The sequence below is a fragment of the Pseudomonas sp. S3(2024) genome, from assembly GCF_036861315.1.
Taxonomy (GTDB): Bacteria; Pseudomonadota; Gammaproteobacteria; order Pseudomonadales; family Pseudomonadaceae; genus Aquipseudomonas; species Aquipseudomonas putida_A.
In genome coordinates, this window is sequence record NZ_JAZAQQ010000005.1 from 23,743 (window position 1) to 46,241 (window position 22,499).

The 22,499-nt window shown below is 61.2% G+C and carries 22 protein-coding genes; 16 read left to right on the top strand and 6 right to left on the bottom strand.

The window, feature by feature from the left end; all coding sequences use genetic code 11:
• Window positions 1-123 precede the first annotated feature (123 nt).
• Both VLA07_RS14185 and VLA07_RS14190 read right to left on the bottom strand, forming a co-directional pair.
• Window positions 124-1,911, bottom strand: a complete 1,788-nt coding sequence (locus VLA07_RS14185; RefSeq protein WP_333989497.1) for a thiamine pyrophosphate-requiring protein — start codon at window positions 1,909-1,911, stop codon at window positions 124-126.
• Between the two features lie 199 nt (window positions 1,912-2,110).
• Window positions 2,111-2,386 carry a DUF2798 domain-containing protein gene (locus tag VLA07_RS14190; RefSeq protein ID WP_027613035.1) on the bottom strand — a complete coding sequence of 92 codons (276 nt, stop codon included), beginning with the start codon at window positions 2,384-2,386 and terminating at the stop codon, window positions 2,111-2,113.
• A 126-nt stretch (window positions 2,387-2,512) separates the two neighbouring features.
• Between VLA07_RS14190 and VLA07_RS14195 the strand changes: the two genes are divergently transcribed.
• Window positions 2,513-3,442, top strand: a complete 930-nt coding sequence (locus VLA07_RS14195) for a LysR family transcriptional regulator (protein WP_333989498.1) — start codon at window positions 2,513-2,515, stop codon at window positions 3,440-3,442.
• Window positions 3,443-3,475: 33 nt separating this feature from the next.
• Here VLA07_RS14195 and VLA07_RS14200 read toward each other — a convergent pair whose 3' ends face one another.
• Window positions 3,476-4,369 carry a LysR substrate-binding domain-containing protein gene (locus VLA07_RS14200; RefSeq protein ID WP_333989499.1) on the bottom strand — a complete coding sequence of 298 codons (894 nt, stop codon included), beginning with the start codon at window positions 4,367-4,369 and terminating at the stop codon, window positions 3,476-3,478.
• Between the two features lie 176 nt (window positions 4,370-4,545).
• Here VLA07_RS14200 and VLA07_RS14205 point away from each other — a divergent pair, with 176 nt between their 5' ends.
• The 5 genes from VLA07_RS14205 to VLA07_RS14225 all read left to right on the top strand — a co-directional run bounded on the left by VLA07_RS14205 (window position 4,546) and on the right by VLA07_RS14225 (window position 8,027).
• Window positions 4,546-5,166 (top strand): LysE family translocator, encoded by a 621-nt coding sequence (locus tag VLA07_RS14205; RefSeq protein WP_330206162.1) that lies wholly within the window; start codon window positions 4,546-4,548, stop codon window positions 5,164-5,166.
• A gap of 73 nt (window positions 5,167-5,239) precedes the next feature.
• Window positions 5,240-6,079 carry a glutathione-dependent disulfide-bond oxidoreductase gene (gene yghU / locus VLA07_RS14210; RefSeq protein WP_333989500.1) on the top strand — a complete coding sequence of 280 codons (840 nt, stop codon included), beginning with the start codon at window positions 5,240-5,242 and terminating at the stop codon, window positions 6,077-6,079.
• Window positions 6,080-6,309: 230 nt separating this feature from the next.
• A complete protein-coding gene (locus tag VLA07_RS14215) occupies window positions 6,310-6,678 on the top strand; it encodes a hypothetical protein (RefSeq protein ID WP_150368815.1) in 369 nt (122 codons plus the stop codon).
• Window positions 6,679-6,744: 66 nt separating this feature from the next.
• On the top strand, window positions 6,745-7,596 hold the full coding sequence (locus VLA07_RS14220; RefSeq protein WP_333989501.1) for an AraC family transcriptional regulator: 852 nt from the start codon (window positions 6,745-6,747) through the stop codon (window positions 7,594-7,596).
• A gap of 44 nt (window positions 7,597-7,640) precedes the next feature.
• The gene (locus VLA07_RS14225; protein ID WP_047294860.1) at window positions 7,641-8,027 is read left to right on the top strand and encodes a cupin domain-containing protein; all 387 of its coding nucleotides are present in this window, start codon (window positions 7,641-7,643) and stop codon (window positions 8,025-8,027) included.
• A gap of 114 nt (window positions 8,028-8,141) precedes the next feature.
• Here the strand turns inward: VLA07_RS14225 and VLA07_RS14230 are convergent, their stop codons facing one another.
• On the bottom strand, window positions 8,142-8,726 hold the full coding sequence (locus VLA07_RS14230; RefSeq protein ID WP_333989695.1) for a TetR/AcrR family transcriptional regulator: 585 nt from the start codon (window positions 8,724-8,726) through the stop codon (window positions 8,142-8,144).
• Window positions 8,727-8,872: 146 nt separating this feature from the next.
• On the opposite strand from VLA07_RS14230, the gene VLA07_RS14235 reads away from it, so the two are divergent.
• From VLA07_RS14235 to VLA07_RS14250, 4 genes are all read left to right on the top strand, one after another.
• Window positions 8,873-9,973, top strand: a complete 1,101-nt coding sequence (locus VLA07_RS14235; protein WP_333989502.1) for an alkene reductase — start codon at window positions 8,873-8,875, stop codon at window positions 9,971-9,973.
• Between the two features lie 39 nt (window positions 9,974-10,012).
• The gene (locus tag VLA07_RS14240; protein ID WP_333989503.1) at window positions 10,013-10,801 is read left to right on the top strand and encodes an SDR family NAD(P)-dependent oxidoreductase; all 789 of its coding nucleotides are present in this window, start codon (window positions 10,013-10,015) and stop codon (window positions 10,799-10,801) included.
• Between the two features lie 72 nt (window positions 10,802-10,873).
• A complete protein-coding gene (locus VLA07_RS14245; RefSeq protein ID WP_333989504.1) occupies window positions 10,874-11,743 on the top strand; it encodes an alpha/beta fold hydrolase in 870 nt (289 codons plus the stop codon).
• A 67-nt stretch (window positions 11,744-11,810) separates the two neighbouring features.
• Window positions 11,811-12,809 carry an NADP-dependent oxidoreductase gene (locus VLA07_RS14250; RefSeq protein WP_333989505.1) on the top strand — a complete coding sequence of 333 codons (999 nt, stop codon included), beginning with the start codon at window positions 11,811-11,813 and terminating at the stop codon, window positions 12,807-12,809.
• Between the two features lie 14 nt (window positions 12,810-12,823).
• Here the strand turns inward: VLA07_RS14250 and VLA07_RS14255 are convergent, their stop codons facing one another.
• Window positions 12,824-14,020, bottom strand: coding sequence for an MFS transporter (locus VLA07_RS14255; protein ID WP_183780468.1), 1,197 nt, complete (start codon window positions 14,018-14,020; stop codon window positions 12,824-12,826).
• 243 nt (window positions 14,021-14,263) lie between these two features.
• On the opposite strand from VLA07_RS14255, the gene VLA07_RS14260 reads away from it, so the two are divergent.
• From VLA07_RS14260 to VLA07_RS14280, 5 genes are all read left to right on the top strand, one after another.
• Window positions 14,264-15,196: an AraC family transcriptional regulator gene (locus VLA07_RS14260; RefSeq protein WP_333989506.1), complete on the top strand. Its 933-nt coding sequence runs from the start codon at window positions 14,264-14,266 to the stop codon at window positions 15,194-15,196.
• 89 nt (window positions 15,197-15,285) lie between these two features.
• On the top strand, window positions 15,286-15,741 hold the full coding sequence (locus VLA07_RS14265; RefSeq protein ID WP_011333895.1) for a (2Fe-2S)-binding protein: 456 nt from the start codon (window positions 15,286-15,288) through the stop codon (window positions 15,739-15,741).
• A complete protein-coding gene (locus VLA07_RS14270; RefSeq protein WP_333989507.1) occupies window positions 15,741-17,993 on the top strand; it encodes a xanthine dehydrogenase family protein molybdopterin-binding subunit in 2,253 nt (750 codons plus the stop codon). Before VLA07_RS14265 ends, VLA07_RS14270 begins: the two co-directional genes overlap by 1 nt.
• Before the next feature lie 17 nt (window positions 17,994-18,010).
• Window positions 18,011-19,363, top strand: a complete 1,353-nt coding sequence (locus tag VLA07_RS14275) for a c-type cytochrome (RefSeq protein ID WP_247268966.1) — start codon at window positions 18,011-18,013, stop codon at window positions 19,361-19,363.
• Between the two features lie 11 nt (window positions 19,364-19,374).
• Complete coding sequence (locus VLA07_RS14280) at window positions 19,375-20,394, top strand: XdhC family protein (protein ID WP_247268965.1); 1,020 nt, start codon at window positions 19,375-19,377, stop codon at window positions 20,392-20,394.
• A 27-nt stretch (window positions 20,395-20,421) separates the two neighbouring features.
• Here VLA07_RS14280 and VLA07_RS14285 read toward each other — a convergent pair whose 3' ends face one another.
• Complete coding sequence (locus VLA07_RS14285) at window positions 20,422-21,432, bottom strand: zinc-dependent alcohol dehydrogenase family protein (protein ID WP_097090345.1); 1,011 nt, start codon at window positions 21,430-21,432, stop codon at window positions 20,422-20,424.
• Between the two features lie 168 nt (window positions 21,433-21,600).
• Here VLA07_RS14285 and VLA07_RS14290 point away from each other — a divergent pair, with 168 nt between their 5' ends.
• Complete coding sequence (locus tag VLA07_RS14290) at window positions 21,601-22,497, top strand: LysR family transcriptional regulator (protein ID WP_333989696.1); 897 nt, start codon at window positions 21,601-21,603, stop codon at window positions 22,495-22,497.
• Window positions 22,498-22,499: the final 2 nt, after the last annotated feature.

The following is a 22,499-nucleotide window of genomic DNA, read 5'->3' on the forward strand; positions in this document are numbered from 1 at the left end:
GCCAGCGAAGGCGTCGATACATCCACAAACGCTGTGTCTGACACAACGCTTTCGCGAGCAAGCCCGCTCCCACAGGGTTCAGCGGCGCTCACAGATTTGGAGCGCGACGAAGCGCCTACACGATTATTTTTTGCCGGGGAGGACGCTGGCCAGCACCTGCTTGGCGGCTTGCACGATCACGCCCGCTTCGTCCGGGTCGCCCTTGAGCAAGGTCGTGGCAAATTTCTTTGCCTGTTCGAGTTTGATGTGCGGCGGCAACGGCGGCACGTTGGGATCGGTCTTGAATTCGATCAGCACCGGTACGTCCGAGGCCAGCGCCTGCTCCCACGCGGCGGCGACGTCTTCTTCGCGGTCGACGAAAATTCCTTTCAGGCCGATGGAAATGGCGAACAGGTGATACGGCACGTCGGGAATGCTTTGCGAGGCTTCGAACTTCGGATCGCCCTCCATCACCCGCTGCTCCCAGGTGACCTGATTCAGATCCTCGTTGTTGAACACCGCACAGATCCACTTCGGGCTGCTCCACTGGCGCCAGTATTTGGCGACGGTGATCAGCTCGGCCATGTTGTTCATCTGCATCGCGCCGTCACCCACCAACGCAATCACCGCGCGTTCGGGATGGGCGAACTTGGCGGCGATCGCGTACGGCACGGCAGCGCCCATCGAGGCCAGGCCACCGGACAACGAACATTGCATGCCGCGGCGAATTTTCAGGTCACGGGCGTACCAGTTGGCACAGGAACCCGAGTCGCTGGTGATGATCGCCTGATCCGGCAGGCGCGGTGACAGTTCATACACCACCCGCTGCGGATTGATCGGATCGGCTTTGGACATCGCGCGTTTTTCCAGGGTCTTTTCCCAGGTGCTGCGCCAGCCTTCGATTTTCTTGCGCCACTTGTGCGAAGTTTTCTGTTCGAGCAACGGTAGCAGCGCGGCGAGGGTCTCGGCGGAGTCGCCGACCAGATTGACCTCCATCGGATAACGCAGGCTGAGCATGTCTGGCTGCAGATCGATCTGCACGCCACGCGCCTGACCTTCCTTGGGCAGGAACTCGGCATAGGGGAAACCCGAGCCGATCATCAGCAAGGTGTCGCACTCGTGCATCATCTTGTAGCTCGGTTCGGTGCCCAGCAGGCCGATGCTACCGGTGACCCACGGCAAATCGTCCGGCAGCGCAGCCTTGCCGAGTAACGCCTTGGCGACCCCGGCACCGAGTTTTTCCGCAATGGCGATCGCTTCATCCGTTGCCTGCAGTGCGCCGGCGCCCACCAGAATCGCGACTTTTTCACCGCTGTTCAGCACATCAGCGGCGCGCTGCAGATCGGCCTCGTAGGGCAGCACTTTCGGCTTGGTGTAACCGACGCCGGAATGCGCGGTGCCATGCGCCCGCGCCGGTGGCTCATACTCAAGATCCTGCAAATCATTGGGCAGGATGATCGCCGTCACCCGCCGCTCGCCAACCGCCGTACGCACGGCGCGGTCGAGCAAATGCCGAACCTGCGACGGCGCCGACGCCTGCTGCACAAACGCCCCGGCCACATCCTTGAACATCGAGACCAGGTCCAGCTCCTGCTGGTAATGACTGCCAAGCGCCGTCCGCGCCTGCTGGCCGACAATCGCCAGCACCGGTTGATGATCCATGCGTGCGTCGTATAACCCGGTGATCAGGTGCGAAGCACCCGGTCCCGAAGTGGCGATGCACACGCCCAACTCGCCCGTGAACTTGGCGTGGGCCGAGGCCATGAAAGCGGCCATTTCTTCGTGCCGGGCCTGAACGAATTCGATCTTGCCATTGGCTCGGGCGAGCGCGCCGAACACACCATTGATGCCGTCTCCCGGATAACCAAAAATCCGCGTGACGCCCCATTGGCTGAGCCGCTCAACCAGAAAATCTCCCACTGTCGTCGTCATCTCGTTCCTCGCCTGTCACCTGTGCATGAAGCCTGCCCGGCGAGATATCCGCCGGGCGGTACATGGGTCTGGACAGTCGGGTCGCCCGCGAAGTTTCGATTGTTTTTACCCGACGGCATTGCCGAGCCGATCCCTGCAGGAGCTGCCGCAGGCTGCGATCTTTTGCTGTTGTTTTTGAAGATCAAAAGATCGGGGCTCATCAACGATGCGGGTGCACCGTCATCGCCACCAGTTTGATCACGATCGGCCGCACCACGAGGATGCAAAGGAAAGCCACCGGCATCGCCAGCTTGTAGGCGTGCAGCGCATTACTCAGGTAGTCGTTATCAATCCCGGAGTTGGCCGCAGTGATCACCAGCGACATCAGGAACGCCATGATCGTCGCCATGTACAACGCAAACACGTACGGCGTTGCACGCGGCGACAGCTTGCGCCTGTTGGGATACAAGGCATCGGTAGTGGTTCTTTGATTCATATGGCTTTTCCATCCATTGACAGGGAGCCGGCACCTTAGCAAAGCCCCCTGCCCTCAACTAGACGGCCCGCCACAGGTACTTTATAAAGCACAACTTACGAATCAAACCCACGCGGCGGGACACGGATGAATCTGTTGGCGGCGATTGCCAGTTTTATCAAAGTGGTCGAAGCAGGCTCCATCGTCGGCGCCGCCAAGACCCTGGGCGTCAGTGCGGCAGCGGTCAGCCAGACCCTCAGTCGCCTCGAAACGCACCTCGGCGTGCGCCTGCTGCAGCGCACCACACGCAGCATGGCGCTGACTGAAAACGGCGCGTTGTATTACGAAAAGGTGCGGCGTATTGCGGCTGATCTGGAGTCAGCGCAAAGCGCAATCATCAACGATGAAAGCGAATTGCAGGGCCGCTTGAGCATCGCCTCCACCAGTGCATTCGGCCGCCACGTCCTGGCGCCGTTACTCGCCAGTTTCGCCGCGCTGCATCCACGCCTGCTGGTCGAGCTGTCGACCACCAACGGCAAAATCAACCACATCCAGGACGGCATCGACCTGAGCCTGCGGATCAAGCCGCAACTGGAAGACGGCATCGTCGCGCGCCGGATTGTTTCCCTGCCATTCATCTTCTGCGCCGCTCCCGCCTACCTTGCGCGCGCCGGGGTGCCGCAATCACCGCAAGAGCTGCAACACCACGCCTGCCTCGCGTTTCGCTATCCACTGGATGGACGCTTTCTGCGCTGGGGCCTCATCCGCGACGGCCAACGCTACGACGCCCCGATCAACGCCACCGCCATCAGCGACGACATCGATGCCTTGGCGCAAATGGCAGTCAACGGCGCAGGTGTCACGCGCCTGGCCGAATTCGTCGCTGCGCCCTATCTCGAGAGCGGTCAACTGGTGCAACTGTTCGAAGATCTTCCGGGTGAAACCCACGGGCATGTCGAACCGATGGACATCTATGCATGCGTGCAGGAACGTGCAGCGATGACGCCGAAGGTCAGAGCCTTCATGGATTATTTGACGGAGCAGCTGAACAGGCGCTGGCCGATGCAAGCCCGTTGATCATGCCTGGCTGATGAATGCAGCGCTCTGTCTTCAAAGCTGCAGATCACCCCCGAGCCATTGGCTGCACGCACTCATCTGCTGGCTAATCCACTCACGAAAAAGCATGGCATTGGCGCTCTGTTCGAAGGGTCGCGGTGACAGCAGGCAATAACTCGAACCGTCGCGAACGAAGCCGAACGGCGCGATCAACTGGCCGGATTTGAGTTCGTCCTGCACCATCAGAAACGACGCCATACCGACGCCCAGCCCGGCCAGCGCGGCCTGAATGCACAGGTAGAAATGCTCGTAATCGACCCGACTGCCCCCTGCCGCGCTGATCCGGGTCTGTCGCATCCAGTTGTCCCACGCCTGCGGGCGGGTCTTGCTGTGCAGCAGGCAGGCGCCGCGCAAATGATCGCCGTCAGGACGACTGGACAGCACGCAAACCGGACCGATCCACTCTTCACAAACAGTCACGCCGTGCACGGTCTCGTCCCAATGGAAATCGTCGCGGCGGATCGCCAGATCCACGCCTGAACGAGCGAAGTCGATCGGTCCGCCGGCCGTCAGCAATTGCACCTGCAACTGTGGATGCGCGCTGTGGAAGTCGGGCAAACGCGGGATCAACCACTTCATGGCGATGGTTGGCTCGCAGGACACCACCAGTACATCGTCGTGGACTTCACGTTGCAGGCGATAAACCGTGCTCTGCAACTGTTCGAACATCGGCGCGGTGACGTTGAACAGCAAGCGTCCCGCGTGATTGAGAAAAATCGCGCGGTTACGCCGCTCGAACAATTCGACCCCGATCGCCTCCTCCAGCAAGCGCACCTGACGGCTGACCGCGCCGTGGGTGACGTGCAGCAACTCAGCGGCCTTGACGAAACTCTGGGTCTGGGCGGCGGTGTTGAAGAAGCGAAAGGCAGCCAGCGGAGGCAGGTTCATATAGACGATGATTTCTCACAGATTTTCGCGACTATAAATCGTTTTTTTTGCCAAAGACACTTCTCCATCATGTCGCCGCTCAGGGCCTGTTAATTCCATCCACGCTGTTGGCGGCGATGCTGCAGGCTCTGTATCTGTGAATTCAAGTAGCGCAAATAACGCGATGGAGCGTAGGGATGAATGAATTGTTTCTGGTAATCGCCATCACTGTTCTGGCGGTGATCAGCCCCGGCCCGGACTTTGCCATGGTCACTCGCAACAGTTATGCCTACGGGCGGCGCAGTGGTTTGCTGGCTGCGCTGGGCATCGCCTGTGGCGTGCAGGTTCACGTGTTCTACACGGTGTTTGGGGTGGCGCTGATCATCACTCAGTCACCCATGCTGTTCTGGATGATGAAGCTGCTGGGTGCCGGGTATCTGGTCTACCTGGGCATCAAATCCTTTACCAATAAATCTGTACTGACATTTGCCGAGGCGAGCGCTTCGGCACCCCGTGCCTGGAAGGTGTTCTGCTCAGGTTTTCTGACCAATGCACTGAATCCGAAAACCATGTTGTTCGTGGTAGCGGCGTACAGTCAGGTGGTGGAGCCAGGCAGTTCGCTGACGTTGAACTTCGCCTATGGCCTGTTCATGTCGGTCATTCATTGGCTGTGGTTCAGCCTGGTCGCGCTGTTTTTCTCCACCGAACGGTTACGCTGGCGCCTGCTGGAAAAACAGCGGCTCCTCGACAAGGCCATCGGGATCGCGTTGATGGGTCTGGCGGCGTGTTTGATCATTCCGGGGGTTGCGCAGTCTTGAGCTAGAGCGTTTATGCTGTCTGGTCTGATACCCGTCAGGTCATTCTCGGCAAGTTCACCATGAGGCCCATTTCATGAGTAAAGCGCCCTACGTACCGCCCAAAGTCTGGAAACACGAAGCCCCGTCCGGCGGCCATTTCGCTAGCATCAACCGCCCGATTGCCGGGCCGACGCATGAAAAGACCCTCCCAGTGGGCAAACACCCGCTGCAGTTGTATTCACTGGCGACGCCCAATGGCGTCAAGGTGACCATCCTGCTGGAAGAATTGCTCGCACTGGGGCACACCGAGGCCGAGTACGACGCGTGGCTGATCCGCATCAACGAGGGCGATCAGTTCTCCAGCGGTTTTGTCGAGATCAATCCGAACTCGAAGATTCCGGCGCTGCTCGACCACAGCGTACAGCCGCCGATTCGGGTATTCGAATCCGGTTCGATCCTGCTGTATCTGGCAGAGAAATTCGGCGCCTTCCTGCCGAAAGATCCCGCCGGCCGCACGGAAACCCTGAACTGGCTGTTCTGGCAGATGGGCGCGGCACCTTATCTGGGTGGTGGCTTCGGGCACTTCTACGCGTATGCGCCGGAGAAGCTCGAATACCCGATCAACCGCTTCACCATGGAAGCCAAGCGTCAGCTCGATGTGCTCGACCGGCGCCTTGGCGAGAGCCGCTATCTGGCGGGCGACAGCTACACCATTGCGGACATCGCGGTCTGGCCGTGGTACGGGCAACTGGTGCGCAATAACGTGTATTCGGCGGCCGAATTTCTAGCGGCCCACGAATACACCCACGTGCAGCGCTGGGCAGAAGAAATCGCCGAGCGCCCGGCAGTCAAGCGTGGCCAGCGGGTCAATCGCACCTGGGGTGACGAGGCGAGCCAGGTTGCGGAGCGACATCAGGCCAGCGATCTGGACTGACGCCACATTCCCACAAAGATTTGCGCTGGACAGGGGCATCCCGGTTCACAGCAACCTTTGTGGGAGCGAGCTTGCTCGCGAAGGCGCCAAGTCAGTCAACACTGACATCACAGACCTACCGCTTTCGCGAGCAAGCTCGCTCCCACAGGGAATTCGGGTTGGACATGAGGATTTGTGAACCTCAGCAATTACATTGAGACCACACCACCACTGTCGTCAAAGGATCTGCAATGCCTGCTGGAAAACGAGAACTGGCGCGGATCGAGCGGCGCTTGATTGCCACGCTCACCGACGCATGTGAAACCGCAAAAGCTGAAATCAACGGCTTCACCTGGCTGACCCACACCGCTGACCTGAACGCGTTGGCGGCGACCCTGAACGTCATTTGGGTGTTCGACACCGAAGCCGACAAAAACCTCGCCCTGACTGACGCCAAGGCACGCCTCTTCGAACTGACGGCCACTGCGCTGAGGGAAGCCGATATCGACCTGTCCCCTTCAGAGCGCAACGTGCGTTTCGACTCCGAGGAGGCGTGCCAGCGTACTCACGGTGGCAACTGGCGTGAGCGTCTGGCGCAAAATACGCGCGGGCAACGGTGACACCCTGCTTTCGATCAGGTTGGCTATCATCGCTCGCAGCAGGCTTCTCTCAGAGACAGTGAAACCATGGAACAGTCCAGACCAGATCCAGATTCCGATTGGGTAGTGCGCAGCACTCAACCGGGGCGGATAGAACGTATCGAAGCCCGGTTTGGCGGCCATGGCTACCACCCACATCGGCACGATACTTACTCGATCGGTCGCACACTCTCTGGCGTGCAAAGCTTTCACTACAAGGGCAGCCTGCGCCACGGCTTACCGGGAAACACCTTGCTCCTGCATCCTGATGAACTGCACGATGGCATGGCCGGGACCGAAGCGGGGTTTCGCTATCGAATGGCCTATATCGATCCGGCTTTGATTCAGCAGGTGTTGAAGGGTGAACCGCTACCCTTCATCGCCGGAGGTCTGTCCAGCGACCCACGCCTGTATCGCGCCAGCGAAGCGTTCGTCCAGGCGATGGATTACTCACTTGATCCGCTGGAAGAACAGGACGCCCTGTTTGATCTGGCAATGGCTCTACGCGCCGTGGCCGGCAAACCTCGCGGGCGCAAACTGCTCGATTACCCGGCAGCCGAGCGCGCAAGAGAATTCATCATGGCTCACCTGCACCAGAGCATTACGCTGGAAATGCTGGAGCGCGCCAGCGGTCGTGAAAGATGGAGCCTCTCTCGGGACTTCAGAGTGCTGTTTGGCACCAGCCCCTATCGCTTCGTGACCCTGCGTCGCCTGGATATATTGCGCACGCTGCTGCTTGACCGATTCTCGCTGGTGGATGCCGCACTGGCTGCGGGTTTTCACGACCAAAGTCATATGACCCGGCACTTCACCCGCACTTATGGGGTATCTCCATCGCGTTGGCTGGAACGCGTCCTGGGGCAAAGGCAACTTGCAGGATCGTACAAGCATCGCCAATAACCCCTCCGCTAGGCTGACGACTTCTGTCTGATAGAGGATTTGTCATGCCACATACCAGCAAAGTACCAGCACTGCACGCCATCAATCTGGCGCAGAAATCCGCGCTGATCGATCAGCAGTGGAGCCCCCGTGTGGTCGCCGAAATGAATGATTACCAGTTCAAAGTGGTTCGCATCGAAGGTGAATTCATCTGGCACTCTCACCCGGAAACCGATGAGGCCTTTATTGTGATCGAGGGCACGCTGCGGATCGACCTGCCCCATGGCAGCGTATACGTCGAACCGGGTGAGCTGTACGTCGTGCCGCGCGGGATCGAACATCGGACGGCAGCGGAGGGAGAAGCGCGCCTGATGATGATCGAGCCTCGGGGTGTGCGTAACACCGGGCACGAAGGTGGCGAGCGCACGGCTGACAACGACGTCTGGATCTGAGCAGGAGGCGCCGTCAATCTGCGATTTGACGGCGCTTTTTTTGAGTGGCGGGCCGTTGGTTGGCCGCTGATTGTACGGGCGTTTTTATGCTGGGTTTACTGAGCGAGCGCCGCCTCAGACCACCTCTTCGTCAACCGGCAACGAAGACAGCATCTCCGCGCGACACACCTCAAGAATCTCGTCAGCCAGCGCGGAATCATCCGGACAGGCACGCGACAGCACAATCGCGCCGACAGCCCGCGACAGCAGGTCGATCATTTTCTTTCTCCCCTCGCCCACCACGGCGTCCGGCCCGGTTGGATATTTGTCTCCCAGGGTCTGCAGGGTGCGCTCGATCCCTTCGGCAAACGTCGTTTTCACCTCATCCGATTGACGCGCCGCGTCGCCACACAGCGCGGCCATGGTGCAACCGCTGCCACGTCCGTCGCGATGTTCTCTTGTCAAATAGACATCGATGAAGCCTGGCACGTCGAGCGCTTCGGCACCTGCCAGCGACTTGGCAAGACTGCAGGACGCGGCTTCAGCCATCAGGTCGGCCTTGGAGCCGAAATGTTTGTAAAAACCACCGTGGGTGAAACCGGCAGCCGCCATGAGATCCGCCACACCGACGCCGTCAAAGCCACGCTCACGGAACAGCTCGGAAGCGGTCTCGACGATGTGTTCTCGATTGGCCTGCGCCTGGGCCTTGGTCACTCGCACGTGCAGTACCTCGTGTTCATTGGGAATGCTTGCGCCAATCATACATAGATGCTGGTCATAATCAAAACCGTTGACAGTTTAGATTTCGATCATCATCATAATTGCAGGCACAGCGACTTTTCCAACGGGCACGGAAGAAATACCAGATGAGTAACCAGACTCTGTTCACCCCTTACACACTTGGCGACCTGACGCTGTCGAACCGCGTGGTCCTCGCACCGCTGACTCGCAACCGTGCAGGCGCAGGCTTTGTACCCAGCGAGTTCGCAGCCACCTATTACAGCCAACGGGCCAGCGCAGGCTTGCTGATCAGTGAAGCCACGCAGATTTCCCGACAAGGTCAGGGCTATCAGGACACCCCGGGGATCTACACGCCGGCGCAGATTGACGGCTGGCGCCAGGTGACCGATGCAGTCCATGCCAAGGGCGGAAAAATCTTCCTGCAACTGTGGCATGTCGGCCGCGTGTCGCACGTTGATCTGCAGGAAAACGGCGCCGCCCCCGTGGCCCCTTCTGCGCTACGCGCCGCCACCAAAGTCTTCGTCAACAATCGCTTTGAAGATGTCTCGGCGCCGCGCGCGCTGGAGACCATTGAACTGCCAGGGATCGTCTCGGATTTTCGCCAGGCTGCGGCAAACGCGATTGCCGCCGGGTTTGATGGTGTGGAAATTCACGGCGCGAACGGCTATTTGCTCGATCAATTCCTCAGGGACAGCGCCAATCTGCGAACCGATGCGTATGGCGGCTCGATTGCAAACCGGGCGCGTCTGTTGCTTGAAGTGACGGCGGCCGTCGTTGATGAAATCGGCGCCAATCGCACCGGTGTGCGCCTGTCTCCGGTGTCGCCGGCCAACGGCGTCTCCAGCAGCGATCCGCAGGCGCAATTCGATTACGTCGCCGAGCAACTCGATGCCCTCGGCGTGGTTTATCTGCACGTGGTCGAAGGCGCGACCGGTGGCCCGCGCGACGTGGCGCCCTTCGACTTCGGCGCACTGCGCCAGCGTTTCAAAAACACCTACATCGCCAACAACGGCTATGACCTGGACCTGGCGACTTCGCAGCTCGCCAAAGACCACGCCGACCTGATCGCCTTCGGTCGCCCGTTCATTGGCAACCCGGATCTGGTGGAGCGCCTCAAGCAGGGCGCGCCATTGTCCGCGTTCGATCCCGCCACCCTCTATGGCGGCGGTGCGGCAGGCTACATCGACTACCCGACGCTGGCTGAATCAAGCGTCAGCGCCAACTGAGCGCGTTCTGTTTCTCACATCCTGAAAGAGAGATCCCCCATGAGCACTCGCCCTACTGTTCTGATCACTGGCGCCTCCACCGGCATTGGCGCGATCTACGCCGAGCGCTTCGCGCAACGCGGCCATGATCTGGTTCTGGTTGCCCGCGACCAGGCACGCCTGGACACACTTGCAGCCCGCTTGCGCAGCGAACACGACGTCACCGTCGATGTGATCCCGGCGGACCTGACCCAACTCGCTGATCTGAGCACCGTTGAAAACCGCCTGCGCGACGACGCCCGTATCGGCATCCTCGTCAATAACGCCGGCGCCGCCCTCTCCGGTAACTTCATCGACCAAAGCACCGACAGCGTTGCGCAACTCGTTGCCCTCAACACTACCGCGCTGGTGCGCCTGGCCAGCGCCATCGCTCCACGTCTGGTCAAGACTGGTGACGGCGCGATCATCAACGTCGGTTCGGTGGTGGGCCTGGCGCCGGAGTTCGGCATGACCGTCTACGGTGCGACCAAGGCCTTCGTCCTGTTCCTGTCCCAGGGACTGAGCCTGGAACTGTCACCTCAGGGCGTCTACGTGCAAGCCGTACTCCCCGCCGCCACCCGTACGGAGATCTGGGATCGCTCCGGCATCGACATCAACACCTTGAGTGACATCATGGAAGTCGGCGATCTGGTGGATGCCGCTCTGGTCGGTTTCGATCGCCGCGAACCGGTGACCATCCCGCCACTGCACGAAGCGCAACGCTGGGATGATCTGCAAGGCGCACGTCAGGGCCTGATCGAGCAAATCCGTCAGTCTGCGGTTGCCCAGCGCTACCTGAACCCACAGTGATTGTCTGGTAGCGAGCACGCGCGGCGGATTCCAAGTCACTGCATCGAATCCGGCCCGCGATCCGGAGCAGAAATGAATCAAATCCTGGCAAATAACCACACTGGCGCGTCGACGCCATTCAGCAACGCGGCGAACCAGTCGATCACGGTCAACGGCGTTCGCTTCGCTTACCGCGACATCGGCCCCGCGATCGGCGTGCCTCTGGTGCTGTTCAACCATTGGGGCGCCGTGCTGGACAACTTCGATCCCGCGATCATTGATGGCCTGGCACGAACCCGACGGGTCATTACCACTGACTATCGCGGTATTGGCGGCTCTGGTGGAACCGCGCCACTGACTGTCGGTGAAATGGCTGACGATGCCATTCAGTTGATCCGGGCGCTGGGGCTGGAAACCGTTGATGTACTGGGATTCTCGCTCGGCGGCTTCGTTGCTCAGGACATCGCCCTGAAGGCGCCTGATCGGGTGCGTCGCTTGATTCTGACCGGTACCGGTCCGGCCGGTGGCGACGGCATCGACAGAGTCGGTTCGGTCACCTGGCCATTGATCCTCAAAGGCTTGCTGACCCTGCGCGATCCCAAGGTCTACCTGTTCTTCACCTCGTCAGCCAATGGCCGTCGATCTGCGGCGCAGTATCTGCGACGCCTGAAAACACGCAAAAACAATCGCGACAAAGGCCCGACGCCGAGCGCTTTTCTGCGCCAGTTGAAAGCGATCACCGCGTGGGGCCAACAGCCGCCGCAAGACCTCGGACGCTTGCGCATACCCACGCTTATCGTTAACGGCGACAGCGACATCATGGTGCCCAGCGTCAACTCGATGGCGCTGGCCAAGCGTATTCCCAACGCACAACTGGTGATTTATGAGGATGCCGGGCACGGCGGGATTTTCCAGCACTGCGTTGATTTTGTCGCCAAGGCGCAGGCATTCCTCGACGCCTGACGACACGGCGCAGCAACACCGCAACGCGCCAGCTACCCTCCTTACAACCGCCAAGAGCCGCACTACGATGAAAGCATTTCTGATTGATCGCTATGGAAAGAACACCGGACGCATTGGCGAAGCGTCTGCCCCTGTGGTGGGTGCCCGTGATGTCTTGATCGAGGTACACGCCAGCAGCGTCAATGTGCTGGATTCGAAGATCAGCAGCGGCGAGTTCAAGCTGATTCTGCCCTATGCATTACCGCTGATACTGGGCAATGATCTGGCGGGTGTCGTGGTTGAGGTTGGCTCACAGGTGACGCGGTTCAAACCGGGAGACGAGGTTTACGCTCGCCCGCCGGAAACGCGCATCGGAACGTTCGCCGAATGGATCGCCGTGGACGAAAACGCGGTCGCCCGAAAACCCGCCAATACCAGCATGGCACAAGCCGCGTCCCTGCCTTTGGTCGCGTTGACAGCGTGGCAAGTACTGGTCGAAACCGCTCAACTGAAAAAAGGTCAGAAAGTACTGATTCACGCGGGTTCCGGTGGGGTTGGCAGCATTGCCATCCAGTTGGCCAGACACCTCGGCGCCTTCGTCGCCACGACCACCAGCACCGCGAACGTCGAATGGGTCAAGGCACTGGGGGCCGATCTGGTCATCGACTACAAGCAGCAAGACTTCGAAAGCGTCCTGCACGACTACGACGTGGTGTTGAACAGCCTCGGCGCGGACGTATTGCAAAAATCACTCAAGGTCCTGAAGCCCGGCGGCCAGCTCATTTCCATCTCGGGACCGCCCACTGCACAGTTCGCACAAGAACAAGGCTTGTCCTGGCCATTGCAACAGGTCATGCGCCTGTTGAGCTTCGGTATCCGGCGCAAGGCGCGCAAGCAGGCGGTCAACTACACGTTCGTCTTCATGCGGGCCAATGGTGCACAACTGCAAAAAATTGCCACGCTGGTCGAGGAGGCAATCATCCGACCGGTGATTGACCGCAGCTTCTCGTTTGCCTCGACGGCAGAGGCGTTGAAGTACGTCGAGCAGGGGCGCGCCAAGGGCAAGGTCGTCGTTACGCTCAAATGACAACGTGTCCCTCGTCAGCCGGCCGCGTTCGACTCGACCAGATGAACTTCAGTCGCACTGCGACCGGCGCACCAGGCGAGCACCGACGCAATCACCAACACCGCCGCGCTAAGTTCGAAGGTGGCTTTATAACCGCTCAGATCAAACGCCAGTCCACCGACGATGGCCCCTGCGGCGATGGCCAGTTGCACGATGGCCACGAGCAAGCCTCCGCCGGCTTCGGCATCCTCCGGCAGCGTCTGCGCCAGCCATGTCCACCAGCCCACGGGGGCCGCCGTGGCGACCAGTCCCCAGAGTCCGAGCAGCACCGCAGTCAGCAACGGCGAAGCACCGAAGTTGACCAGCGCCAGTGCAATGACCGCCATTATCAGCGGGATAACTGTCAGCGTGCGGTACAGGCCGGTGCCGAGGAATCTTTCGATCACAAAGGTCCCGATAAAACCGGCAAGCCCCAGCCCCAGCAGCATCAACGACAGGGTTGCAACGCTGACTCCGGTGACCCCCTCCAGAAAGGGCCGCAGGTAGGTGAACAGCATGAACTGCCCCATGAAAAAGACGCTGACAGCGACCATCCCCAAGGCGACCGGCCATTGCTTCATCAGCCGCAGGGCGTTGCCGCTACCGGCCTGACGCTCAAGCTTGAAGGACGGCAGACTGATCAGCAGCCACACGGCCGCCAGCGCGGCGACCGGCACCACACAGAAGAACGCGCCGCGCCAGCCTATCAACGCGCCGAGAAAACTCCCTGCCGGAGCGGCGATTACCGTCGCCAGCGCGTTGCCGCCGTTGACAATGGCCAGTGCCCGGGACACTTGGTCAGGCTGCACCAGACGCATCGCGGTTGCCGCCGACAACGACCAGAAACCGCCAATGGCGATGCCGATCAGGGCCCGCCCGAACATGAACGACGGATAGCCCGGCGCGAACGCGACCACCGTACCCGAAACGATCATCAGCAAGGTCAGACCCAGCAACAGCTTCTTGCGCTCGACACGAGCGGCGACCGCTGCAATCACCAGGCTGGTCACCAAGGCGAATGCTCCGGACACGGAAATCCCCTGCCCGGCCTGGCCCTCGGTGATGTGCAGTTCGGCGGCAATCGGCGTCAGCAGGCTGACCGGCATGAATTCTGAAGCGACTAAAGCGAAAGCGGCCAACGACATGGCCAGCACCGCGCTCCAGCCGCGTTGTTCTGTAGAAAGAGAAGTCATTGGAATTACCTGTATTGCGAGAGGCGTCCGGGCGATTGCCCGGACGCACTGTTTTTCACGGTGCGAGGATCGCGTTGTCGAATCGCGGCTCTCCTGTAATGGTTTGACACATTCTCCCGGTCGATTCACCTCTGCCCTAGTGCATTCCTCTTGAATGCTTGCCTGATCCTCTGAGGATGCAGGGTGGTGTATAGGAATCGCCTGTGCAGCGGATTAGAGTTCGTTCAACAGGAGTTGCCCGACATGATCCCTACCCCGCTGCGCCACGAATCACCTTTGGCGTTGAACATTGACTCGCGCGTGAGCGTAGCGGGCGACTTCGCCACGTCGATACCCGGCCTGTCGCTGTTTCGTCGTGATCAGCCGGCGCCACCGACCGTGTGCATGATCGAGCCGAGCCTGATTCTGGTGGGCCGTGGGGAAAAGCGTTTGTGGGTCGGCGGTGAGGGTTACAGCTACGACCCTTCGCGGTTTCTGGTCACCTCGCTGGATCTGCCCGCCAATTCCGAAGTGATGCTCGCCAGCCCCGAACAGCCCTGTGTCGGGCTGGTGCTGAGACTGGATGTCGGCATGCTCGCCGAGATCCTCAGCAAAGGTGGCTTGCCTGCGAAACGGCAGCCGTCGATGAACACCGGCGCTGGCATTGGCAACCTGTCGTGCGCTCTGGAAGGCGCGCTCGAACGCCTGCTGGCATTGCTCGACGAGCCTGAGGCGATCCCGGTGTTGGCGCCGCTGGTGCTGCGGGAAATCCACTATCGGCTGCTCCATACCGATCAAGGCGCGCGGCTGCGGCAGATCACGGCCGTCGATGGCCAGGGTTATCGCATCGCCAAAGCCATCGACTGGCTCAAGGTCAACTACAACACGGCGCTGCGCATCGATGAACTGGCGGCGCGGGTGCAGATGAGCGCACCGACTTTTCACCACCACTTCCGCCAGCTCACCGGTATGAGCCCGCTGCAGTACCAGAAATGGCTGCGATTGAACGAGGCGCGCCGGCTGATGTTGATGGAGCGTCTGGACGTTTCGCGAGCGGCGTTTGCGGTCGGTTATGAAAGTCCCTCGCAGTTCAGCCGCGAATACGCACGCCTGTACGGCACCGCACCCAGTCGGGACATCGCGCTGCTGCGTGGCGATCCCTTCGCCGCAGAAGCACTGGGCAATACGGCCAGTTGAGCAAAAGAACACGCTTTACCGATGAGGCGCCACGCAGCGTTTCACCGCTTATAAAAATGCACGTCAACCGATGATCGAGCGGGTGAACCATGGAACTACGAATCAACCAGAAAACCTATCAGGTCGATGCCGACGCCGATACGCCCCTGCTGTGGGTGATCCGCGATGATCTGGGCATGACCGGCACCAAGTACGGCTGTGGACTGGCGCAATGTGGCGCCTGTTCCGTGCTGGTGGACGGCAACGTGGTGCGCTCATGCGTCACACCGGTGGCCGGTGTGGTCGGCCGCGAGGTCACCACCATTGAGGCGATCGAGGCCGATGAAGTCGGTAAACGGGTGGTCTCGACCTGGGTTGATCTGCAGGTCGCCCAGTGCGGCTACTGCCAGTCCGGGCAGGTGATGGCCGCCACGGCACTGCTCAAGCAGAACCCCAAACCAAGTGATGCGCAGATCGAGGCGGCGATGGTCAACCTGTGCCGCTGCGGCACGTACAACGCCATTCATGCCGCCGTGCATGAGCTGGCCGGCAAGGGAGACGCCTGATGAACGTGCGTATCGATCCGTCCCAGGAAGCATCAGCACTGGCTCTGCACGAACCGATCAACGTGTCGCGCAGACGTTTCCTGGCCGGCACCGCTGTCGGCGCACTGGTGCTCGGTTTCGGCCTGCCGCTGGGCACGACGCGCGTGCAAGCGGCAGTGGCGGCCGCGACTGCCGAGCGTGGCACGCAGGTGCCGGCGTTTCTGGAAATCCGCCCGGACAACCGCGTGCGCCTGCTCTGCCCGTTCATGGAAGGCGGACAAGGTACGTTCACCGCGATGGCGCAGATCGTCGGTGAAGAACTGGATGCCGACCCGTCGACATTCCTGGTCGAAGCCGCGCCGCCCGGCGAAGCCTATGTGGTGATGGAAAACGGTATGCGCATCACCGGCGGCAGCATGTCGGTGCGCATGAGTTACCCGGTGATGCGCCGCCTCGGCGCCCTCGCCCGCGCCATGCTGCTGCAGGCCGGTGCGCAGAAACTTGGGGTGCCGGTCAGCGAACTGAGCACCGAACCCGGCAAAGTCGTGCACGCCAGGTCGGGCCGCTCGCTGGCCTACGGCGAACTGGCCGAGCACGCCATGGATCTGCCGGTGCCCGATCCGGCCTCGGTGCAGCTGCGTGATCCGAGCCAGTTCCGCTGGATCGGCAAACCGGTGAAGCGCGTCGATGCCTACGACAAGTCCACGGGCAAGGCGCTCTACAGCATCGATCTGAAGGTCGACGACATGCTCCACGCCGCCGTTCAACATGCCCCGCGTCTGGGCATGACCGTGGGCAACCTGCGCAACGAAGAGCAGGTCAAGGCGATGAAAGGCGTGCATTCCGTGCATCGTCTGCCGGGTGCCGTGGCCGTGGTCGCCGAGCGCTGGTGGCACGCCAAACGTGCAGTGGAAGCGATTCAGGTCGACTGGCAGGAACCCACGGCCGACAGCAAAGTACGCTCGATGCCTGCGGACTTTTCCAGCGACGCCTGGCTCAAGCGCCTGGCTGACGACAAAGGCCCGACCAGGGATGATGAAAATGAGGGCGACGTGGCTGCAGTTCTGGCCAGCGCCAAAACCCGGATTGACGCCACTTACCACAACCAGTACCTGAACCACGGCCAGTTGGAGCCGCCGTCGGCGCTGGCCCGGTTCAATCCCGACGGTTCGCTGGAAGTCTGGCTGCCGAATCAGGCGCCGGACATGTTCCGTGCCGACATCGCCAAACGCACCGGGCTGGATCCGTCGCGCATCACCTTGCATTCGCCATTGCTGGGCGGCTTCTTCGGTCGGCATTTCCTTTACGACGCCGCCAGTCCCTACCCGCAGGCGATCGAGTTATCGAAAGCGGTTGGCCGCCCGGTCAAACTGATCTGGAGCCGCGAGGAAGAGTTTCTGCGCGACGTGCTGCGTCCCGTAGCCGCCGTGAATTTCCGCGCCGCGCTAGACAACGACGGCTGGCCGCTGGCGATCGAAGCGATCAGCGCCACCGAAGGCCCGACCGAGGCGCTGGCCGGCAAACAGGGTGAAAAACTCGACCCGACGGCGCTTGAAGGGTTGTCGGGTAAATCCTATGCAATCCCCAACAAGCGCATCGCGCAGATCTACGCCAAAGGCCCGGCGATGCTGGGTTACTGGCGTTCGGTGGGCAATTCGCTCAACGACTTCTTCTACGAATCGTTCCTTGACGAACTGGCCGACAAGGGCGGCAAGGACCCGTTCGAATTGCGCCTGCATCTGCTGCGCGACAACCCACGACTGACCACGCTGCTGCAAGCAGTGGGCGAGCTGTCGGGGGGCTGGAAGCGTGGGCCGTTCACCGCGGCGGACGGCAGCAAACGCGCCCGAGGCGTGGCGATGGCGTCGCCGTTCGGTACCCAGACGGCGGTAATCGCCGAGGTCTCCATCGAGAACGGTCAGGTCAAGGTGCACGACATCTGGCAGGCAATCGACCCCGGCAGCATCGTCAATCCGGCGATTGTCGAAGCGCAGGTCAATGGCGCGGTGGCGCTGGGCCTGTCGCAGACCCTGGTGGAGGAAGCCGTGTGGATTGATGGCAAACCGCGCGCGCGCAACTACGACCTGTATCCGATCCTGCCGCCTGCGCGGATGGCCCGGGTCCACGTGCGTGTTGTCGAGAGCGGGGAAAAAATGGGCGGCATCGGCGAACCACCGTTGCCCGCTGTCGCGCCCGCCGTCGCCAATGCGGTGGCAACGCTGACCGGGCAACGGGTGCGCAGCCTGCCCATGAGCCGACACACCTTCACTTGATCAGCGCCGGAGCGTCCATGAATAACCGCCGATTCGCAAGAACCGCTGGCTGGCTGGCAGTGCCGTGCCTGGTCGCGGCAGGCCTGCTGGCCTGGTATGTCACCCGCGAGCCTGTCTCGCGCCTTGAAAACAACCACACCGCCGTGGCCGATATCGACCCGGCGCTGGTCGCTCGTGGCGAATACGTCGCCCGACTCAGCGACTGCGTGGCATGCCACAGCGTGCCGGGCGGTGCGCCGTTCGCTGGCGGCCTGGAAATGGCCACACCACTGGGCGCGATCCACGCGACCAACATCACCCCGGAGCCGGAAACCGGCATCGGCCGCTACAGCCTCGCGGACTTTGACCGTGCGGTGCGCCACGGCGTGGCACCTGAAAGCCGTCGTCTGTACCCGGCGATGCCCTACCCGTCCTACGCCAAGCTCAGTGACGATGATGTGCGGGCGCTGTACGCGTTTTTCATGAAAGGCGTGACACCGGTCAAGCAGGCGAATATCTCGAGTGCGATTCCTTTCCCATTGAACCTGCGCTGGCCGATTGCGTTGTGGAACGGTGTCTTCGTCGATACCGAGCCTTACGTGGCCAAACCGTCGCAGGATGCCGTGTGGAATCGCGGCGCTTATCTCGTGCAAGGCGCAGGACACTGCGGCAGTTGCCATACGCCGCGCGGTCTGGCGTTCAACGAGAAGGCTCTGGATGAATCCGCCACGCCGTACCTCGCCGGCGCCTTGCTCGATGGCTGGTACGCGCCGAGCCTGCGGGATGACCACAATACCGGCCTGGGCCGCTGGAGCGAGCCGGAGATCGTGCAGTTCCTCAAGACCGGGCGCAACAAACATGCGGTGGTTTACGGCTCGATGACCGAGGCGTTCAACAACTCCACGCAGTTCATGAGCGATGACGATCTGACCGCGATCGCCCGCTATCTCAAGTCATTGCCGGGGGACCGTCAGCGCGACGGCCAGCCATGGCAGTACCAAACGGTTTCGGCGGCGGAACGTCTGGACGCGCCCGGTGCTCATACCTACGTCACGCGCTGTGCTTCGTGCCACGGCCTCGACGGCAAGGGCCAGTCGGAATGGATGCCGCCGCTGGCCGGCGCCACCTCGGCACTGGCCAAGGAAAGTGCCTCGGCGATCAACATCACCCTCAACGGTTCGCAGCGGGTGGTGGCCGCCGGAGTACCGGACGCCTATCGCATGCCGGCATTCCGTGAACAGTTATCGGATCAACAGATCGCTGAAGTGCTGACCTTCATGCGCAGCACCTGGGGCAATCAGGGCGGTGCCATTGAACCGCAGGCCGTCAACAAGCTGCGTGAACGTACGGATCCGGCCAGCAGCAGCCCGATCATCCTGCAAATGCGTTAGAGGAACGTTTGATGGAAAGCATCGACTTGCTGGTCCTGCGCACCGCGCGGGACTGGCTCGCCGCCGGCGAGCAAGTGTTGCTCGCCACGGTGGCGCGCACATGGGGCTCTTCGCCGCGCCCGACAGGGTCGATGATGGCCTTGCGTAACGACGGTCGCGTGGTGGGCAGCGTGTCCGGCGGCTGCATCGAGGACGACCTGATCCATCGCTACACCACCGCGCATGGCGGCAGCGGCCTCAAGGACAGTGCGCCCGAGGTGGTGCGCTACGGCGTCAGCGCCGACGAGGCGCATCGTTTCGGTTTGCCCTGTGGCGGCACGCTTGAGCTGATTCTTGAGTTCAATCCCTCATGGCAGGTGCTGGACGAACTGCTGGTGCAACTGGATGCCGGGCAACTGGTGCGCCGCTGCCTGGCACTGGACAGCGGTCGCGTCACGCTGGAAACCACGGCCACCCCGGAGCAATTCAGTTTCGACGGCCACCTGATGCTCAATACCCTCGGGCCGGGGTATCGGCTGCTGATGATCGGCGCCGGCGCGCTGGCCGAGTACCTGGCGACCATGGCGCTGTTCAACGGCTTTAAGGTCGCGGTGTGCGACCCGCGTGCCGAATACATCGAAACCTGGGCGGTGAACGGTGTGGAGCGGATCATCGGCATGCCGGATGACGTGGTGCGCGACTTCGCGGTTGATCTGCGCACCTGCATCGTCGCCTTGAGCCATGATCCGCGACTCGACGATCTGGCGCTGCTCGAAGCTCTTCACAGCCCGGCGTTTTACATCGGCGCCATCGGTTCGCGGCGCAATAGCCAACTGCGCCGCGAACGTCTGATCGAGCATTTCGGTGAGACCCAGGCATCACTCGAACGGCTGCACGGGCCAATCGGCATCTACATTGGCAGCAAGACACCGGCGGAGATCGCCGTCAGCGTGATGGCCGAGATCCTGGCCGCGAAGAATGGCGCCAGCCTGCCGAAGGCGTTTTCGATTGCCAGAGCCAAGGCGCAACAGGGTCTGGCGCAATCGCATTGAGCCCCGATGCTTGGCCCTGTGCCTATATCAGGCGACTTTGATCACCACTTTGCCAAACGCGCCCTTCGCCAGATGCTCGTACGCCTCGCGCGCTTTCTCGAACGGATACACCTGATCTATCACCGGGCGAATCTTGTGCTGGTTGAGGAAGACGTTCATTCGGTCGAAGGACGAGCGCGGTGCCACGGCGATACCGCGAATGGTGGTCTGGCGGAAAATCAGCGGCATCAGATTGAGTGCAACGGTCTGCCCGGTCAAAAAACCGATCTGTGCAATGCGCCCGGAAGCCTTGGTCGCTGCAACCGACTGATTGATGCCGTTGCCACCGGCCACGTCGAGCAGCAGATCCACGCCTTTGCCGTCAGTCAGCCGCAACACTTCATCGGCCCAGTTCGGTGTCGTTCTGTAGTTCACGCCCGCGACCGCTCCCAGTTCCTTCACGGCTTGCAGATTGTGCTCGCTACTCGATGTGGCGATCACTTTGGCGCCCAGCGCCGTGGCGATCTGCACGGCAAAAATCGACACCCCGCCCGTGCCTTGAACCAGCACGGTCTGGCCGGGCTGGATCTGTCCAAAGTCGACCAGTGAGTACCACGCCGTGAGCGCAGCAATCGGCAACGTCGCCGCCTCTTCGTCGCTCATGTTGTCCGGCGCGGCAACGGCGCTGTCTTCGTGGATGATCATGTATTCGGCCAGTCCGCCGGGCAGCGGCGAACCAAAGCAGTAGTCCGGTTCATTCGGCCCCGGCTCGCCATCCAGCCAGCGGGAATACAGATGCGAGTTGACCCGATCGCCGACCTTGAAGCGGCTGACGCCGTCACCCACCGCGACCACGGTGCCCGCTGCGTCGCTCACCGGAATCAACGGTTTGGGCACCATGTGCGGCTCGTAGATGCCGTCAACAATCGCCTTGTCGCGAAAATTGAGGGACACGGCGCCGACCTTTACCAGCAATTCACCGGACTGTGGCTGCGGGGTCGCTGTCTCTTCCAGGTGCAGATTGTCGAGGCCGAAATCTTTCAGTAACCAGGCTTTCATTGCGAATCTCCAAAAACGGATTAATGGCTGCAAACCACCAAGGGTTTGCCTGGGCACATCTTTCGCTGTTGGGCTCGCGCAATAAATACGCAAAAAGGCACATGATTATTCTATCCTCAAGCAACAATTAAATTCCGTCAGGTCCCGATCATGGAATTGCTGCAATCGATGCGACTGTTCGCCCGGCTTGCCGAGCTCGGCAGCTTCACCAAAGCCGCCGAATCGCTGGACATCGGGCGCCCCCAGGTCACCCGTTACATCCAGGAGCTGGAAACATCCCTGGGTGTGCGTCTGTTTCAGCGCACCACCAGAAAAGTCGCGCTCACCACCGAAGGCCAACTGTTCTATGAGCGAGTGCAGGAAATTCTCGCGGATATCTCGGCCGCCACTTCGATGTTCGACCGCAGCGGAGCAACGCTCGAAGGCCGGCTTCGGGTCGATATCCCAACCGCGTTCGCGCAACTGGACTTCATCAAAAACCTGAAAGCCTTCACCAGCGCCTTCCCCGGGATCGACATGGTGCTGGGCGTGACTGATCGGGCGGTCGACCTGATCGGTGAAGGTATCGACTGCGCGTTACGAATTGGCGAGTTACCGGACTCGACCTTGATCGCTCGCCCGATCGCCATGGCGACCATGGTCACGTGCGCAGCCTCCGAGTATCTGCAGGAACACGGCGAACCGCGGACACTCGACGATCTGAATGCCCATCGCGGGGTGAATTTTCTTTCCGGCCAAAACAACAGGACATTGCCCTGGCACTTCTCGGTCAAAGGCAAAGACCGCGCGTTCATCAGCAACGCCGGCATCACCGTCACCGAGTCGAATGCCTACGTGCAGTGCGGCGTAGCGGGCTTTGGAATCATTCAGGCGCCAGGCATCACCGTGGCCGAATATCTGGCCAGCGGCACCCTGGTGGAAATCCTCAGCGCCTATCGGCCCACCCCGCGCCCGGTATCACTGCTGTACCCCAGCCGCACGCACCTGGCTGCGCAAGTTCAGGTATTTGTCGAATGGCTGCAGCAGCACTTTGTGCAGATCTATCCTGACTGGCTGGAACAATAACG

Coding starts and splice junctions, on each gene's coding strand:
- VLA07_RS14275 (WP_247268966.1), top strand. CDS start 18,011: ATGAATAACCGCCGATTCGCAAGAACCGCTGGCTGGCTGGCAGTGCCG.
- VLA07_RS14185 (WP_333989497.1), bottom strand. CDS start 1,911: ATGACGACGACAGTGGGAGATTTTCTGGTTGAGCGGCTCAGCCAATGG.
- VLA07_RS14200 (WP_333989499.1), bottom strand. CDS start 4,369: ATGAACCTGCCTCCGCTGGCTGCCTTTCGCTTCTTCAACACCGCCGCC.
- VLA07_RS14240 (WP_333989503.1), top strand. CDS start 10,013: ATGAGCACTCGCCCTACTGTTCTGATCACTGGCGCCTCCACCGGCATT.
- VLA07_RS14205 (WP_330206162.1), top strand. CDS start 4,546: ATGAATGAATTGTTTCTGGTAATCGCCATCACTGTTCTGGCGGTGATC.
- yghU (WP_333989500.1), top strand. CDS start 5,240: ATGAGTAAAGCGCCCTACGTACCGCCCAAAGTCTGGAAACACGAAGCC.
- VLA07_RS14270 (WP_333989507.1), top strand. CDS start 15,741: ATGAACGTGCGTATCGATCCGTCCCAGGAAGCATCAGCACTGGCTCTG.
- VLA07_RS14235 (WP_333989502.1), top strand. CDS start 8,873: ATGAGTAACCAGACTCTGTTCACCCCTTACACACTTGGCGACCTGACG.
- VLA07_RS14285 (WP_097090345.1), bottom strand. CDS start 21,432: ATGAAAGCCTGGTTACTGAAAGATTTCGGCCTCGACAATCTGCACCTG.
- VLA07_RS14250 (WP_333989505.1), top strand. CDS start 11,811: ATGAAAGCATTTCTGATTGATCGCTATGGAAAGAACACCGGACGCATT.
- VLA07_RS14220 (WP_333989501.1), top strand. CDS start 6,745: ATGGAACAGTCCAGACCAGATCCAGATTCCGATTGGGTAGTGCGCAGC.
- VLA07_RS14215 (WP_150368815.1), top strand. CDS start 6,310: ATGCCTGCTGGAAAACGAGAACTGGCGCGGATCGAGCGGCGCTTGATT.
- VLA07_RS14190 (WP_027613035.1), bottom strand. CDS start 2,386: ATGAATCAAAGAACCACTACCGATGCCTTGTATCCCAACAGGCGCAAG.
- VLA07_RS14255 (WP_183780468.1), bottom strand. CDS start 14,020: ATGACTTCTCTTTCTACAGAACAACGCGGCTGGAGCGCGGTGCTGGCC.
- VLA07_RS14195 (WP_333989498.1), top strand. CDS start 2,513: ATGAATCTGTTGGCGGCGATTGCCAGTTTTATCAAAGTGGTCGAAGCA.
- VLA07_RS14245 (WP_333989504.1), top strand. CDS start 10,874: ATGAATCAAATCCTGGCAAATAACCACACTGGCGCGTCGACGCCATTC.
- VLA07_RS14225 (WP_047294860.1), top strand. CDS start 7,641: ATGCCACATACCAGCAAAGTACCAGCACTGCACGCCATCAATCTGGCG.
- VLA07_RS14260 (WP_333989506.1), top strand. CDS start 14,264: ATGATCCCTACCCCGCTGCGCCACGAATCACCTTTGGCGTTGAACATT.
- VLA07_RS14280 (WP_247268965.1), top strand. CDS start 19,375: ATGGAAAGCATCGACTTGCTGGTCCTGCGCACCGCGCGGGACTGGCTC.
- VLA07_RS14290 (WP_333989696.1), top strand. CDS start 21,601: ATGCGACTGTTCGCCCGGCTTGCCGAGCTCGGCAGCTTCACCAAAGCC.
- VLA07_RS14265 (WP_011333895.1), top strand. CDS start 15,286: ATGGAACTACGAATCAACCAGAAAACCTATCAGGTCGATGCCGACGCC.